Consider the following 15,368-nt stretch of genomic DNA (forward strand, 5'->3'; position numbering starts at 1 on the left):
ATGCCTTCACGAAGCCAAAATGATCTGAACTCACTTCTAATACCTATAAATCCATTTTAAAGGGGTATGAAATCCTGCGAATAAGTGAGCATTTGAGAGATATTCGTATCAAACTGAGGGAGTTGAAGAATAATTATTTAGATATCACAATTTAAAAACAAGGGGGGAGTTCATTGAAACGAGTTGGATTTATTTCGGCTATTGTAATTGTTATTTTGGTTGTTTTCATATTTGTAAATAAATTATACTATCCTTCTCTTCCAATTAATAATTTATCAGCTAAAGAGACGATTGAAAAATTGGAAAACTCCGATAGTAAAGTAGTAAAAATTGCAGTAGAAGGCGATACGATTTGGTATATTACCAGAACAGATAATCAAGGTGTTTTGATCGCTGATGAAAATATTAAACAAATGATCGGTTCTAAGGGATGGGAATTTAAAGAAAAAGATGGTAGTGGTCTGTTCTTTGAAAAAGAGGGAGAAAGATTAATTGCTACTACCCAAATGTGGAGTAAAAAATATGTTCTTGTTAAAGTTCAAAGTAAATTTAAAAAAATTTAGACCTTACTAAGCAAACGGAGGAATGTCGCATTTTTTCATAGAACAGGTTAGTTGAAGAGTGATTACGATAAAGGATGGGAGAATTTGAAGAAGAAAATATGGTTTTCAGTTCTAATTTTAGTAATAGTTATTGGTGGTCTTTATTCCTTAGTAAAATTCAACCCGCCTATAGAAATTGGTACACTTGCTTCAAGTGAAGATAAAAAATCGGTTGTTGTCGGAATTGGTAATAAAGGGTTTCTCGAAGTGAAGAATTTAGACGTTTCAGTTAATAACAATGAAAAACCATCAAAATTAAAAGTACAAAAAAGTGATGCTGTACAAGGTTTCATTATAACGGATGATTTTGAAAATCAAGAATCAGAAAAATATGGATTTAAGAATATAGGGGATATTGTTCTTAAAAAAGGTACAGCCCCTTCTTCGTACTTTAATAAATTAGATGATGGTACTGCCACTAAGGATGATGAAATTTATGGTGTTAGTGTTATTCATCATGAGGCAATATTTAAGGTTGATATAAGATATAGCTATTTGGGGATTTCATTTAATGAAACGGTATTCTTCAACTAACAAAGAATACTAAATCTATTATCCTATAATTGAAAAAAGTCCTTTGTTCTTAGAAAACTCAGAACAGGTGATTAGATCAAAAGAAATGCTCTAATCCTTTTGGAATAAGAAAAGTGCCTTCTCTTATTGAAAAATACATATACAGAAATGGAATAAAAGTGATTCTTATACTGAGGTGATTAAGTGAAATATACTTGTCCTTGTTGCGGTTATAAAACATTAGATGAAAAACCACCTGGAACATATGCTATATGCAATATCTGTTATTGGGAAGATGACGGGATTCAGTATGATGATGTTGATTATGAGGGTGGTGCAAATACTCCATCATTAAGGCAGGCACAAAGAAACTACATCTTATTTGGAGCTTGCGAGGAGAAGTGTATGGAGTTTGTCAGAAAACCTAACGAAAAGGATGAAAAAGATTCAGAATGGCAACCGTTATAGTTTATTAAGGCATCAAATGTATTACACAATAAAAGGGAACGATTAAATAAAATAATCAGGAGATGGTTAATTGTTATATCAGCCTAAGTGGAGTAAAGCCAAGAAACATTTAAAAAGTTTTATCTGTGAGCCTTTGCGTTCAAGGGTGGATTTTCAAGTCATTAATTATAGAAAAGCACATGATGGGTTAGGTCGGGCTGTCATTACTGTTGATAAAGTTGAGCAATTAAGTATGTGTACAATTACAGCAGAAAGAGAAGAGTATTATAGAGAAAGAGATCTCAGAAGGAATCTGAATGATTTTGATTATGATGATGTAGCAAAAAATAGATTCATACAAGATCAAGCCCACACACAATTGAAAAAAGAAGGTATCTTTGCTCAATACGACTTCTTTTCTTCATTAGAGGAATATTTCAACTCTTCCATTGAAGAATCCCTAAAGTCATATGATATCCTAATTAAAATACTCTGTTTGTTAGACCGTAGAGTAGGAAAAAGAACATTGCATAATATGGAAGTGTCTATTTTAGGAGAACATGAATTAGTTAGATATTTTTATGAATTACGTTGTCAGGCAGAAAACATGCATATTGCTTCCGATTGTTCTTAGGCGGTTAGCTTTTCCCTACTATGTCTGCTTCTGTTAAAATTTAGTGTTTAGTTATTTTATCCTTATTATAATGCAATGCATGATACAGAAAAGTATTGAGAATTTTGAGCTATATGACTGTTCAGCAAACAGTGGTGATTATTATGATTATTGAAATTGATGGTTACTTTCAACAAGTTCTACTTACGGGTAAAAAGTGTTCAAAACAACAATTGGAGCAAATGTATCTCAAAGCCAAAGAATTGAACTTTGAGCAAAGGGATTTTTCTGACGTATTTTGCAAAATTTACAACTTTGAACAAATACCTTATTCAGAGGCTATTAAGGTGGACTTTGTTATAGATACTGATACCGATAGAATTTACTCGCCTACATATTAATAACAGTAAGCTAACTATCTACCTAATTGAAATGAGATGAAAAGTGTGAATGAGTTTGTCATTAAAGGTAAAGAGGGCTTTATACGAATTGAGTTAAAAGAAGTATTTGGCTTTCCCGATTTGACAAGTAATTTTGGTGGCTATGATGTTCAAGGAAGAATAGAAATTAAGAGTGGGAATTATTACGTTAATGGTGAACTGTGGTTTACTACTGGTGAAATCTATGAGTTCCACGAACAATTAGCAAGTTGTTATCGTAAATTGAGCGGTGTTGCTACGTTTTGGACTTCCGAAACTAACCTGAAAATTGAAATTAAATTTGATAAATTAGGTCAAATCACCATAGACGGTTATTTTCAGGAAAAAGCATATCAAGAGAACAAATTGAAATTCGAAATTGAAAGCGATCAAAGTTTTTTTGAAGAAACCATTAAAGAGTTAAAGAAAATTGTGGATTATTATGGTGATTTAAAAGGTGTTAAGAATAAGTAACTTCTTTATATTTTCTACGAGTGCGAATGTTCAATAGAATAGTGGTTCTTTTAGACGATGAAGAAGGATTATGAATAAACTAAAGGTAAGGGGAAATATTGTGGCATCGAATGAAAGAAAAATGATGGATAATGCCCTGAAAAAAGTTGTTATACCTGTATTAAGAAATCAAGGGTTTAAAGGCTCATTTCCTCACTTTAGACGTGAAAATGAAGATAATATTGATTTAATTACTTTCCAATTTAACAAATGGGGCGGTTCATTTGTAGTGGAATTAGCAATTTGTCCAATTAAAGGTGTAACGATGTCTTGGGGAGAACAAGTCCCGCTTAATAAAGTTACTGCCCATCATATAAACAGACGGTATAGGTTAGGGGCTAAATCAGAAGATGAAGATGGAATCTGGTTTAATTTTGAAAATGTAAAAACAGAAGAAGATTTTGAAAAGGTTGCATCGAATGTTTTAGATTTATTAAATACATCTGACCGTTCATGGATTTCAAAGTTACTTAACCAACAGAAACATTCTTGAAATAAGGGCTAACAAACGAAATGATTTCTTCCTTAAACCTTATCCCTACTATGTCTCAAACTAAAATTACCGCTTCTTACACAATAAAACCGTTCCTTAACTAAAAAGAACGTTCCTAAATCCGAAGGTTTCCTGATCCGATTCAGGCAGACCTTCGGTCTTTTTATGCCCGAAAAAAGGCGGGGGAAAGAGCGAGAAAGAGCATGAGAAAAAGCATGAAGAAAAGCATGAGAAGACAAGTAACTACAGGGTTTCGCAACAAAAAAGAAGAAGAAAAGGCATGAGCAAACGTGTGAAAGAAAGCGGGAAAAACCGCTCCCTCCAACCTTAAATCTTACCTCTATTCTGGAACGTTATTATTCTTTCGGATTCAGTGAAAAATCGTTACACAAATGAGGAAAAAGGGTGAAAAAAGCGGGAACGTTATTATTCTTTAACGAGATTGGGGAAAGGTGAGAAAAGGGTGTGAGGGCATGTGTGGCAAGGGTTTGAGGGGGATTGGGGGAAGATGGAGCGGGGGAACGTTATAATTCGATGGGGACAACAATTATCTCCATGCTAAAAAGTTGATTTCCACGCTAAAAAGTCGGTACCTACTGCTAAATAGTTGGTATCCAGAGCGGGAAGACCAGCGGGTAAACAAATATGTATTCAATCTTGATTCTATCGTAAAATCAATCAAAATTCGGGGGGCGGGTCCAGTTTGACTTCGTCCCTTTTCTTTTGTAAAAGGCAAAGTAAAGGGAAAACAGCGGAAGTGGTGAGAATTCCTCCGCTGTAGTGTAAATTTGTACATTTTAGTTTTCACTTTTAGTAGAGTCGTCTTTTTTACGAGATGCTAAACCTATGACCCCGCCAACTATAATAAATACAATGTTTAAAATGATTTCAAATCCTTGAAAGGCATCAACATAATTAACTAAAAACCAGCTTTTACCTCCATTTGTTAGATGATTAATTAGCCCTCCTACTCCTTGGATAAGGAATAGTAAACTAAGTCCACTAATAATTTCTTTCATGATGAACACCTCATTAAAATTTTTTTAATTTAATATGCCTCTAAGACCAATGTTGAAAAAAACTGCACCTACTACTCCTATCGCTACTAAGAGTGAAGAAATTGGAGCTTCATTTAATTTTGACCTGATTTTATTTAGAAATTGATGTAGTTTGTCTTTAAGCACAATATTAACTCCTAAAAGCAGTAGTGAAGGAAGCACCATTACAAGATTGTACCCAGTTATAATTAAGATAGAAGGAGTAGGCTCTATTGCTAGGTGATCCATTAATAAAATTGAATAAAAGTAAGGCAATGCAGTTACAAATTCAATTAGAAAAACAATGCTTCCTAATATGATCATCCCTTTGATAGTTGTGTTTGTGGGTATAATTGAAATTAAACGTTTTTTTGTAGTATCTTTTGGTTTACTGAAGCTAATTAGAACAAGAACCATTCCAAAAAGGATATAAAACCAATTGATAAAGTCAATTTCAGATAATTGTTCGATTCTCGTCAATAGTGATTCTCCACCAAAGTATAGTAATAAACCCATTACAAAGTAGCCTAATTGCGTAATAGATAGAAAAACAAGCAAGCGAGAAGATAATTGATTAGGTTGTATCAATAATAAATAGGCTGTTACAGCTAGTACACCAGGACTTAATATGTCAACTAAGGCACAAATGGAAATAATTATTAAGGCTGTTGATATGTCTATTAATGAAGATGGCATCATTGCTTCAATCGTTTCTATCAATTAAATAGTACCTCCTTTTTAATATGTGGTATTATTATAATACAATGTGCTAAAAAGATAATAACACACTGTGTTAAATAAGGGAAGTGGTTTTAATAATGCCAAAGATTGTTAATCATGAGCAAAAGAGGAAGTCGATCGCAGAAGCTGCATGGAATATTATTAAGCAAGAAGGGTTTGAGAAAGCATCAATACGCAGAGTTGCAACTGAAGCAGGGATGTCCTCTGGTGCGTTAAGACATTATTTTTCAACACAGGATGAAATGTTATTATTTATCATGAATTATTACCTGGAAGAAGGAAAAAAACGTTCTCAAAGTAAAAATTGGTCAGAAAACCCATTGCAAGCAGTTGAGGAAGTTCTATTAGAGCTTGTGCCAATTGACGAAAAAAAGAAAATTGAAACGAGTGTTTGGTGGATCTTTGCACTTCGCTCACTTACAAGTGATACATTAAAAGAAAAAAAAGATGAAATGACTAACGGAACGTATGAATTAGCGAATTCTATGATTCAGATGTTAGTTTTACAAGGGCTTTTACCCGAGTCAATTAATGTAGAATTAGAAACAAGTAGGCTATCAGCATTGATTGAAGGTTTGTCAATTCATGCTCTACTAAGACCTGATGTGTACTCCTCAGAAAAGGTTAAGGAAGTAATCCGTTATCATTTAGAAACACTTTGCAAAGTATGTAATTAGAAAGTTAATAAAATGAGACTATATTCGAGTAACGAGGGCTTTTGCGGAATAAAGGTGGGACCAATACCATGCTTCTTATTTCTCTATTCTTTTTTCTAGTATATATAACTGTTACTTTCCCCTTCCCCATGCTAAAAAGTTGGTTCCCACTGCTTTATAGTTGGTTTCCAAACGGCAAAGGAAGTGGGAAGAGCAGCGGGCGATCTTTATGTACTCAATCGTTTTTCAATTGGTTTTTTCAATAAAATACCAATCAAAATTCGGGGCTGGATTCAATATGATCCAGTCCTTTTCTTTTGCCAAATATTCCTTCAATCCCTTGTCCGATATAGGTTTCAATCGTTTCTCCAATACAAAAATCCGTAGGATTTCCAATCTCTATTCAGTGTGTTTCCTAACTGTGATACCATCCTAGAATTGCTGCATTTCCTTTCTTTTCTCCTGATTCTTTCCTCCATTATCGGTACCAACTCTTTAACATTGTCCGAATATTCGATACAAGCCGGAACGGAAAAAAGAGGGCGAAAATGGGGGTTTTGGGGAAGAACAATATAGCAGAATGGAAAGAAGAAAAAAGACGAGAGAAGAGGGGTAGGGCTTAGAGCCGCAAGGATTTGGGGAGAGTGAGGGGGAGAGGAATAAAAATACCAACATTTTAGCAGTTGAATATCTAATCTGTTGTTTTCCTCACTGTATAAACCCGTAGGGTTTTAGTTCTTTTTCGCTGGTTTTTCAATCATTTTCCTTTCTTTTCTCCTGATTCTTTCCTCCATTATCGGTACCAACTCTTTAACATTGTCAGAATATTATATACAAGCCAGAATGGAAAAAGGAGGGCGAAATTGGGGGTTTTGGGGAAGAACTATGTAACATAATGGAATGAAGAAAAAGGGCGAGATAAGAGGGGTGGGACTTAGGGTCGCAAGGGTTTGAGGGGAGTGAGAGGGAGAGTGGGGGAGGGAAGGACTTTTTGGCAGGGGAATACTGGATCCAGAAATACCGGGTCCAGTCTTATTCCTTTGTGCAATACGTTAATCCGTAGGTCCCACTCTTTTTCGTGGTTATTCTAATCATTTTTCACGTCTTTTCTCTAAATTCTTTAACTTCTTGGCAGAAAAGCCGAACCAGAAACCTATTGCAAAAGCAAATTGATTTTTGGTTTCTTAAATCATTACCTTATAGATTAATCGTATATTACATCCTTTCCTTGTTCACGTAACGTTTTTAAAGATGTAAGCATATGATTTATCTCTTCATCGGAATGTCTTTCCCATGAACCTAATTCAGCTACTATTTTTAAAGGAGATTTAGACCTATAAGAACGTGTTGGGTTTCCCGGAAATCTATTGTCTGTTAAATTCGGATCATTTTCAAAATCACCTAATGGTTCTACAACATAAATTCTTTCTTTTGATTTAGCAGTTGCTAATTCGGCACCCCATTTTGCAGCATCTAATGTTGCAGTGAAATAAATATAGTTAGACTTTTTATCTTGGTAATTTGATAAGTGTTGTGGTTCTAATAAATCTCCAATTTTTAGTTCTGCTTTCGTACCGTGAAAAAAAGGACCCATTATCTAAGACATCTTTTTTGTCATTCATATTGATACACCTCTTATTTTTTAGATATGTTAAAACAGTATAATATATGAACTGCCTAATAAGTAGTCTAAAAATAACTTATAAATAGTGGTATAATATAATTAGAGAGAGTAATATCGAAAAACAGTTACCTATTATTTATGTTTTAATTAGCAATCACCATTTTGGGTTGTTAGGGGTTTTATGGAAAACTGTTTTTATGTTTTGCTTTTTCTGTAAGGCGGTTTACAATTAATAGTGAATTTTCAATTGTAGGAGGATTATTAAAAAATGATACATTTTATGAGACTACGATTCCCAACTTTGAACCAGTAATTGAATACGGTCAAAGGCTCTGTTTGTGTATACAGAGTAAACGGGATTAGTCTGTCCTTTTTTAATAATCTTCATTTCATATTTCGGATAGATATTCACCATATACTAGCAATATGTTTTCCCCATTCAACTTATGTGTGGGTACTTATTGTCTGTTTATGTGTGGAAAATATGTAATGTATAGAAAGGCAGCTTGTTCTGCCTTTCTTTATTTTTGTCTAATTTTAACCTTTCGTTGTTTTTGGCAAGGAAAGGGTTATTTGCTGACGTCTTTTATTAAGCGCTAATGGAATAAGGATAGGCCTCTTTCCCCTTTACTCACAAATCACAGCCAGATGCTTGTGATTTTTTTATGAAAGGAAGAGAACTATGACTAATAAAGAAAAAAGTGCAGAATTAGTTAATAAATATGTTCATGTATTTAGTTGTCCGATTTGTAAAAGTCCAATGGAGGTCACTCATTTAAAAAGTATTGTCTGTTTGAATAATCATACGTTTGATTTTGCAAAACAAGGCTATGTAAACATGACGACTCGTTCTTCAAATAGCCTTTATGACAAGGAATTGTTTAAAGCAAGACAAAAAGTCATTATGGAAAGTAATCTTTTTGCACCTCTACACAAGAAGATTTCAGAAATAATCATTGAAAATATCGATGCTTTAAAAGATGAAATCATGATTCTTGATGCGGGGTGTGGTGAAGGTTCACATTTCCAAAGAATTTTAGATGAATGTGAGAATCTAAGAATTACAGGAATTGGTTTAGATATTTCAAAAGAAGGCATTAGAATTGCTGCAAGAAATTATAAAGAATCCATTTGGCTTGTCGGTGATTTAGCAAACTCACCTTTAGCTAATCAATCATGCTATTTTATTTTGAATATCCTTTCTCCTGCTAATTATAAGGATTTCAAAAGGATTTTGTTTCCAAATGGTCTCGTATTGAAAGTTGTACCTCGATCCAATTATCTAAAAGAATTACGAGCAGCACTATTCGATCATTCAGACAGAAAATTTTACAAAAATGATGAAACAGTATCGTTGTTTAACCGTCACTTTTATCTTTTAGATATACTCAAACTCAGTTATACCAAGGAAATAACGCAAACTGAGCTCATTCATTTAGTTCAAATGTCTCCTCTTACGTGGAACACGAGCAAAAGTGATATGAGCCGAATCATAAATCAAGGTATTTCTGAGGTCACTGTTGATTTAGATATACTGATTGGAATAAACAAGCAGACGAAAGGGGGTAAAGAGTAATAGGAAAATATTGAACTATCATATTTAGAAAAAGTGGTATTAAACATCCCATGAATGGCAGTACACCAGTTAGCCAAATTTTATCAAACTATCTTGAGGGATTATTAATTGATGACCCAACTCCCTATCTTGATTCAGAAGGTATATAGTTTTTTTGAAGAATTAACATAAGAGCATGGAGAAATAGATACAGGCAGTAATCGCTGATCAACTGTTTTTTACAATCTAAAATAAATCAAAATTCATGGCTGGATCCAATGGGATTCAGTCTTTTTTCTTTTACTTTAAATTTCCTTTGAACCTTTGCGATATTTAAGAAAAACATCTAAATATTTCCAAATATTATAGTAACAAAGCTTATTTAATATATAGAAGTTCATTCTTTCACCTTATTTTAGTGTGTTTCCAATAATTAACACAATGTTTGTTGAAATTTTGGTTATCCGCCAAATCATTGATTTTACAGTGTTTGTAATCGTATTCGGGACTATAGAAGCATTACCAATCTCGTGGTTTTTGTTGCTGTTTTGTAATTAAACGTTCATACGGACGTAATGGTTTTTCACTATACTAATATACTAGTACATCAGTGAAGGAGAGGATAGGATAGGAAGATGAGTTGAATGATTTCAAAAAAAATAGAAAAATAGACAGCAAGGGAGAAATAAGATGATAAAACGCATTACTTAAATTTTTTTAACAGCAATGATCTATATGTCTTCTTTAGTAATTCCTGCTAATGCGGAGAATGCTGGAACGGAAGGGACCAAACCCTGGATGAACACCAAGCTCTCTGCTGAGGAGCGCACCGAGCTACTTCTCGATGCGATGACAATGGAACAGAAGATTCAGCAAATCGCTATCTCGCGCTTCAATGAGAATGACAAAGGTGATCCGGTTGTCATCAAAAGAGGCGGAACTAGTAAGTATATGAACGGCGAATTCGCACCACAAGGTACCCTTCCTGGGTGTGAGTTTCAAGACACAGGCCGGCAAATCAAAGGGATCGAGGAACTTGGTATCCCTACAGTACGTATGACCAACGGTGGTACGGGCGTTAAGGGCGGATCATGTCACAATGACCCATTGGCGACTGGCCTTCCGTCTACCCCAGGTTTGGCTGCGACATTCGACCACGAGCTAAACTATGAGGCTGGCCGAATCCTTGGTGAGGAGACACGAGCTTTCGCGCATCATGTGTTCCTCGGACCAGGTATGAACCTCATCCGTCACCCGTACGGTGGCCGTAACTATGAATACTTTAGTGAGGACCCTTATTTGACAGGTACCCTTGCAATCGAGCAAACAAAGGGTATCCAGGATCAGGGAGTCCAGGTACAACTCAAGCACATGGCTGGAAACGAACAGGAAACTGAACGTTGGACGATGGGTGTCCAAGTTCCTTCACAAGCTATGAACGAATTGTACATGTTGCCATTCGAAATGACCGTCAGAGACGCTGACCCAGCTTCCGTGATGTGTTCATTCCCGGATGTTAACGGTACTTATGCATGTGACAGTTCTGAACTTCTACAAGATGCCCTACGGAAAAACTGGGGCTTTGACGGATACGTTATGAGTGACCGTCGTGCGATTCACGACACAGTGGCTGCTATCAAAGCGGGTACAAATGTGGAACTCGACTGGGCACCACAGTACTACACTCAAGAGAAGATCCAAGAGGCTCTCGACTCAGGAGCGGTAACTGAGGACGACATCGACAATCTGCTTCGTCCACGTTACATCAAGATGATCGAGTTTGGTCATATGGATGAGCCTTTCGACAAATTTATGCCGGAAATCGTCGATCCGATGGCTAACGGCGCTACCGCACGGAAGATGGCCGAGGAAGGCTCCGTGCTGTTAAAGAACGACAACGGCTTCCTGCCATTAGACGGTGAGCCAAAGTCGATTGCGTTGATCGGCATTGAGACGTTCGCTGGTGCGGCAAAGATGTCCCCACGTTCTGTTCGTGACGATAATGATTATGTAGTGACTCCATATACGGTTACACCACAAGAAGGCTTAGAGAATGTTATCAAAGAGTTGGGCTACAACACAAAAGTGACGTACAACAATGGCAGTGATCCGAAAGCTGCTGCTAAGTTAGCTGCTGAATCTGATGTCGTGCTTCTCATGGTCGGCGATAACCCACATGAGACAGTGGACCGTGAAACACTTGGATTCCCAGCATTGAACCTCAAATCGGGCGTGGCTGAGCAGGAGCCGTTGATCGACGCAGTTATGGAAGCTAACCCTGAGAACACTGTGGTGGTATTAAAGACTTCCGGTACGTCAATTATGCCGTGGTTGGATAAGGTACCTGCAGTTCTTCAAGCATGGTACCCAGGTATGGAGGATGGCAATGCCGTTGCTAACCTACTTTACGGTAAGGTTAATCCATCTGGTAAGCTGCCAATGACGTTTGGAGCTACTGAGCGTGAAGCAGCATTCGCGACTGAAAAACAGTACCCTGGAACTCGTCAAGATACAGGTAAAGTAGGTGGCCCAGGCCCTTACGGTGATGGTAAGTCCGATCAGCTAATTGCTCAATACACTGAAGGTCTTGAGATGGGTTACCGCTGGTACGAAGCAAACAACGTGAAGCCGGTCTTCCCATTCGGGTACGGCTTGTCTTACACAACTTTTGAGTATGGTGACCTAAAAGTGAAGAAAGTCCGCGAGACAGGAAAAGGCGGCAAAGGAGCATTATCCGGTCTTGACGTGTCCTTCACTGTAACGAATACCGGTGACGTTGCCGGAAAAGAAGCGGCACAAGTCTATCTGACACTTCCGGACGAGGCAGGTCAGCCAACGAAACGTCTTGTTAACTTCGAGAAGGTTGATCTTGAGCCAGGTGAAAGCCAGCGTGTGACTGTACGAATTAACCATGCTGACTCTAACCATCCATTCTCTTATTTCGTTCCAGAAGAGCCAGACAATTTGGCGAACTGGGCTGACGGCGAGTGGGCTACTGTTGACGGAAAGTACCGCGTGCATGTCGGTGGTTCTTCCGCAGACACTCCGTTGGAAAAGGATGTTCCGTTGAACTTCAAACTCGATAAGGAAAATGGCAAAGGCAACAACTAATGATAATATTTATGGCAAAGGGGGACTCTAATTGGTAGGCCCTGGCCATGGGATGACGTCGACGACCGTTAGTGGTCATTAGGTATCCCAAAGGTAGTGAGCCCGCGTGCTCGGCGAAACAAGCTGAGGCACGCGGGCTTTCTGCTTCTCACGACTTCTTCATGGGAGACGCGTATTACGAAAGGAATCAAAGAAGGATGTGAAAAAATTTGATGAAACAATCCGGTCGAAACAGCCAGCGAGGTCCTGTGCATTTGTGGTGGCTTGCTCTTGTCCTAGTGATCCTCTTGATCGGATGCACTGACGAAAATTCCGCTGGGCAGGTCGGGAAAGATGATACCGTAGAACACGCTCCGACCGGGCACGGAGACTGGAAGAACCCCGGCTTAGTAGACCGTTCTGGCGCGCCGATTGAGGTGCCGACGCCGGTTCCAGCCACGGGTAGAACGCTAGATGTCACGGAATTTGGAGCAGATCCTGCGCCAGACTCACACGACGATGCAGCTGCCATCAGGAAGGCCATAGACGCTGCCAAACCGGGAGACGAGGTCGTGTTGCCAGCAGGCACATATGACCTGCGCTCCACTGACCCGGCAGACAAGACGGCGAACATCGTGTTGCGCAGTGGTGTGGACCTACGCGGCGATGGCCAGGAGCGCACCGTGTTGCTGACCTCTCTCAACGGCGAGGATGACAGTCGGGTGATCCGTGGGTCTGGAGTTTACGATGTCATCATTGCTGACTTCACCATAACCTCCCGTCATGAGGGTCCACTTGGTGAAGACCCTGACGACAGCGACGCGGGGGGCGGACCAATGTACGGGATATACCTCGGAGCGCATGAAGGGAAGGCGAGCTACAGGATCCTTGTGGAGAACCTAGGCATACGAAAGTTCGAGCGCCACGGGATCTCCGTCAAGGCTAGCCGTGAAGTGACCCTATCGGGAAACCACATAAGTGAGGCAACTGCCGTCGGTCCTGGTGGACAGGGCTACGGCATCGCCATCGAGGGCTCAGTTGACCAGCACGACCCTGATGCCGCTAATGATTCCCGGCACAATGTCGTCATCGGTAATACATTCGACGGCAGGCATCTCCGGCACGCCGTTCTGCTGCAGTTCCCCACGCACAACAATCTTGTGGCGGAGAACACTATTGTCGGCAGTTATCTCGATGCCATCGACCTGCACGGCGAGGGTGAATACCTGAACGAGATTAGGAACAACACGGTCATCGGCGGAAAACGGGCGGGGATCGCGCTAGGCAATTCAGGAGGGACCAAGAACAAACACGACGCCTCAGGTCGTGGAAACTGGGTGCACTCCAACAAACTGATTGGAAACCGTCAGGGAATCCTCGTTATCCTGGGAACTCCAGAAACACTCATCGAGGACAATAAGATTACCGCCAGCAAGGATTCCAAGGTTGGGATTGAGCTTCGAAATGCGCCGGGAACGGAGCTGCGAGGTAATCACATCACTGGAGGAAATAGCGGGTTCTGGGCAATCCGGCTCCGTGAGGATCAAGGTACTGACGGGCGGGGTATAGGAATCCCCTCAGGAATTAGAATCGAGAGTAACATTATGCGGCAGGCAGCCAACGGCATCAGGATTGATGCCGGAAAGGACCTCAGCGTGGTCGAAAATATAGTAGAGGGTATCGACGGAGATAAGATGAGGATAGCCGATGGAGTCGAGGTGAGCAAATAAGTCCAATGGGTAGTTCAATCGTAATCAAAAATAGTGCAAGTTATGGAGATAAAGAAGGGGAGGAGCCCCTTCTTACCTTTTAAACTCTAATCTGAATAGTATTATTTATATTGTTCAAGACCTTTTTCAAATGCTGCAAGATGATTCAAAGAAGCATTACGAAGTTGAGAAAAGACGGTTCGAACATCATTAGGAATAGTAAGTGATAGAAACCGGTCGTACATAGAAATATTGTCTATTTCCCCCTGAACACCAGCAGCATATGCTGCCTTAATACTCTCTGGTGTTGTAACGAATGACTGTGAAATATCTTCAGGTAGTGGCACATGATAACGATCAAGTATTGGTAATAAAGTATTTATATGTCTCTTTTCAGCTTCTTTTATTTGTGTGAATGTCCTTATATATCCAAAATTTTGTAGGATATCATCGTATCTTGCTTGAGCTAGGTATTCATCTTGAAGGGCATATGTCAACATTTGGGGTAAAGTTAACATGGAGGCACTTAATGCTCCTTTAGCCCCGTAATTGTTTATTTGCCGATTGATTTGCGTTCCCTTAGGATAATTAGAAAAGAACAAAAACCATACAGCGTGATTTTGTTCGTCTGCAGCTGCACGGCGGAACCTTTCTTTAATAATTGGATCATTCGCTTTATCTGAAATCTCTAAATAAAAATCAACAGTTTCCTGCTCATCTTTAAACGCAAATTCTATTCCTTCTCTATACGTATTAGGACATTTCTCAATGATATGATAAGATGGATTTTTTCCTGTTAAATTTGTATAAATTCTATTAAATTCACCAAGATGATGTATTTCATGCTTTCGTATCTCCAAAATTTTGTCCCTTTCATCGTTTGTAGGTGCCATCCTGGCTAATTCCTTATAACATGCAATAGCGCTGTATTCTCCATTAATAGCTTTTTGAATATCATTTACAAGTTGAATGTCATTTGGCATACGATATGAATCATAATAATATGGACCAAATTGATTTAAATACATGTTTGTCCTCCTTTTGAAAACCATCTACTTATCTTATGTTTTATAATTGGGTAGCTGTGCCAGTTCATTTCTTGTTATTTGATCAATTGCAGTTGCATCTAAAAAGGGACTTTAACTCCTTTTCATTGTGAACTTATATTAAAAATTTTAGATGTATGAACGTTATTCATTTATTTGTTGACAATATACCGACAGGGGTATAATATATGACATGTGAGTTCATCACACAGATTAAATAGTAATAGAAACTAAGAGGGTTGACACCCACTTTTATTTTAGTTATTATCATACCCATAGGGGTAGAGGTAAAAATAAAATCTGGAGGTAA

At 38.5% G+C, this 15,368-nt stretch carries 16 protein-coding genes; 12 read left to right on the forward strand and 4 right to left on the reverse strand.

Annotated features, from left to right (window positions below):
• Positions 1–173: 173 nt before the first annotated feature.
• From DZB84_RS19195 to DZB84_RS19225, 7 genes are all read left to right on the forward strand, one after another.
• On the forward strand, positions 174–563 hold the full coding sequence (locus tag DZB84_RS19195; protein WP_116353935.1) for a hypothetical protein: 390 nt from the start codon (positions 174–176) through the stop codon (positions 561–563).
• 84 nt (positions 564–647) lie between these two features.
• Complete coding sequence (locus DZB84_RS19200) at positions 648–1,136, forward strand: hypothetical protein (protein ID WP_116353936.1); 489 nt, start codon at positions 648–650, stop codon at positions 1,134–1,136.
• Positions 1,137–1,319: 183 nt separating this feature from the next.
• Complete coding sequence (locus DZB84_RS19205) at positions 1,320–1,583, forward strand: CPCC family cysteine-rich protein (protein WP_116353937.1); 264 nt, start codon at positions 1,320–1,322, stop codon at positions 1,581–1,583.
• A 70-nt stretch (positions 1,584–1,653) separates the two neighbouring features.
• Positions 1,654–2,196: an SF0329 family protein gene (locus DZB84_RS19210; RefSeq protein WP_116353938.1), complete on the forward strand. Its 543-nt coding sequence runs from the start codon at positions 1,654–1,656 to the stop codon at positions 2,194–2,196.
• A gap of 143 nt (positions 2,197–2,339) precedes the next feature.
• Positions 2,340–2,576: a hypothetical protein gene (locus DZB84_RS19215; protein ID WP_189655309.1), complete on the forward strand. Its 237-nt coding sequence runs from the start codon at positions 2,340–2,342 to the stop codon at positions 2,574–2,576.
• A 45-nt stretch (positions 2,577–2,621) separates the two neighbouring features.
• Positions 2,622–3,068: a WapI family immunity protein gene (locus tag DZB84_RS19220; RefSeq protein WP_116353939.1), complete on the forward strand. Its 447-nt coding sequence runs from the start codon at positions 2,622–2,624 to the stop codon at positions 3,066–3,068.
• Positions 3,069–3,168: 100 nt separating this feature from the next.
• Positions 3,169–3,600, forward strand: coding sequence for a DUF4304 domain-containing protein (locus DZB84_RS19225; RefSeq protein WP_189655310.1), 432 nt, complete (start codon positions 3,169–3,171; stop codon positions 3,598–3,600).
• A gap of 797 nt (positions 3,601–4,397) precedes the next feature.
• On the opposite strand, the gene DZB84_RS19230 is transcribed toward DZB84_RS19225, so the two are convergent.
• Both DZB84_RS19230 and DZB84_RS19235 read right to left on the reverse strand, forming a co-directional pair.
• Positions 4,398–4,619 (reverse strand): hypothetical protein, encoded by a 222-nt coding sequence (locus DZB84_RS19230; RefSeq protein WP_099354670.1) that lies wholly within the window; start codon positions 4,617–4,619, stop codon positions 4,398–4,400.
• 24 nt (positions 4,620–4,643) lie between these two features.
• Complete coding sequence (locus tag DZB84_RS19235; RefSeq protein WP_116353941.1) at positions 4,644–5,357, reverse strand: GAP family protein; 714 nt, start codon at positions 5,355–5,357, stop codon at positions 4,644–4,646.
• Positions 5,358–5,455: 98 nt separating this feature from the next.
• Between DZB84_RS19235 and DZB84_RS19240 the strand changes: the two genes are divergently transcribed.
• A complete protein-coding gene (locus DZB84_RS19240) occupies positions 5,456–6,055 on the forward strand; it encodes a TetR/AcrR family transcriptional regulator (protein WP_099354672.1) in 600 nt (199 codons plus the stop codon).
• A gap of 1,183 nt (positions 6,056–7,238) precedes the next feature.
• Here the strand turns inward: DZB84_RS19240 and arr are convergent.
• Positions 7,239–7,628: an NAD(+)--rifampin ADP-ribosyltransferase gene (arr, locus tag DZB84_RS19245; protein ID WP_411266278.1), complete on the reverse strand. Its 390-nt coding sequence runs from the start codon at positions 7,626–7,628 to the stop codon at positions 7,239–7,241.
• A 298-nt stretch (positions 7,629–7,926) separates the two neighbouring features.
• On the opposite strand from arr, the gene DZB84_RS25665 reads away from it, so the two are divergent.
• The 4 genes from DZB84_RS25665 (at position 7,927) to DZB84_RS19265 (ending at position 14,033) form a co-directional block, all read left to right on the forward strand.
• Positions 7,927–7,971: an erythromycin resistance leader peptide gene (locus DZB84_RS25665; RefSeq protein WP_116354017.1), complete on the forward strand. Its 45-nt coding sequence runs from the start codon at positions 7,927–7,929 to the stop codon at positions 7,969–7,971.
• 369 nt (positions 7,972–8,340) lie between these two features.
• Positions 8,341–9,234, forward strand: coding sequence for a putative RNA methyltransferase (locus DZB84_RS19255; protein WP_116353942.1), 894 nt, complete (start codon positions 8,341–8,343; stop codon positions 9,232–9,234).
• Positions 9,235–10,164: 930 nt separating this feature from the next.
• Entirely contained in the window at positions 10,165–12,324 is a 2,160-nt protein-coding gene (locus DZB84_RS25670) for a beta-glucosidase (protein ID WP_223254515.1), read from the forward strand.
• Positions 12,325–12,536: 212 nt separating this feature from the next.
• Positions 12,537–14,033 (forward strand): right-handed parallel beta-helix repeat-containing protein, encoded by a 1,497-nt coding sequence (locus DZB84_RS19265; RefSeq protein WP_142759853.1) that lies wholly within the window; start codon positions 12,537–12,539, stop codon positions 14,031–14,033.
• Positions 14,034–14,134: 101 nt separating this feature from the next.
• Here the strand turns inward: DZB84_RS19265 and DZB84_RS19270 are convergent, their stop codons facing one another.
• Positions 14,135–15,040, reverse strand: a complete 906-nt coding sequence (locus DZB84_RS19270; protein WP_189655312.1) for a ferritin family protein — start codon at positions 15,038–15,040, stop codon at positions 14,135–14,137.
• Between the last annotated feature and the right edge of the window lie 328 nt (positions 15,041–15,368).

The organism is Bacillus sp. HNG (genome assembly GCF_003400205.1).
Classification (GTDB): domain Bacteria; phylum Bacillota; class Bacilli; order Bacillales; family Bacillaceae_L; genus Ferdinandcohnia.

What these genes read in the sequence shown, in the direction of transcription:
- DZB84_RS25670 (WP_223254515.1), top strand. Translation starts at nt 10,165, where the DNA reads ATGAACGGCGAATTCGCACCACAAGGTACCCTTCCTGGGTGTGAGTTT.
- DZB84_RS19265 (WP_142759853.1), top strand. Translation starts at nt 12,537, where the DNA reads ATGAAACAATCCGGTCGAAACAGCCAGCGAGGTCCTGTGCATTTGTGG.
- DZB84_RS19255 (WP_116353942.1), top strand. Translation starts at nt 8,341, where the DNA reads ATGACTAATAAAGAAAAAAGTGCAGAATTAGTTAATAAATATGTTCAT.
- DZB84_RS19215 (WP_189655309.1), top strand. Translation starts at nt 2,340, where the DNA reads ATGATTATTGAAATTGATGGTTACTTTCAACAAGTTCTACTTACGGGT.
- DZB84_RS19270 (WP_189655312.1), bottom strand. Translation starts at nt 15,040, where the DNA reads ATGTATTTAAATCAATTTGGTCCATATTATTATGATTCATATCGTATG.
- DZB84_RS19230 (WP_099354670.1), bottom strand. Translation starts at nt 4,619, where the DNA reads ATGAAAGAAATTATTAGTGGACTTAGTTTACTATTCCTTATCCAAGGA.
- DZB84_RS19240 (WP_099354672.1), top strand. Translation starts at nt 5,456, where the DNA reads ATGCCAAAGATTGTTAATCATGAGCAAAAGAGGAAGTCGATCGCAGAA.
- arr (WP_411266278.1), bottom strand. Translation starts at nt 7,628, where the DNA reads ATGGGTCCTTTTTTTCACGGTACGAAAGCAGAACTAAAAATTGGAGAT.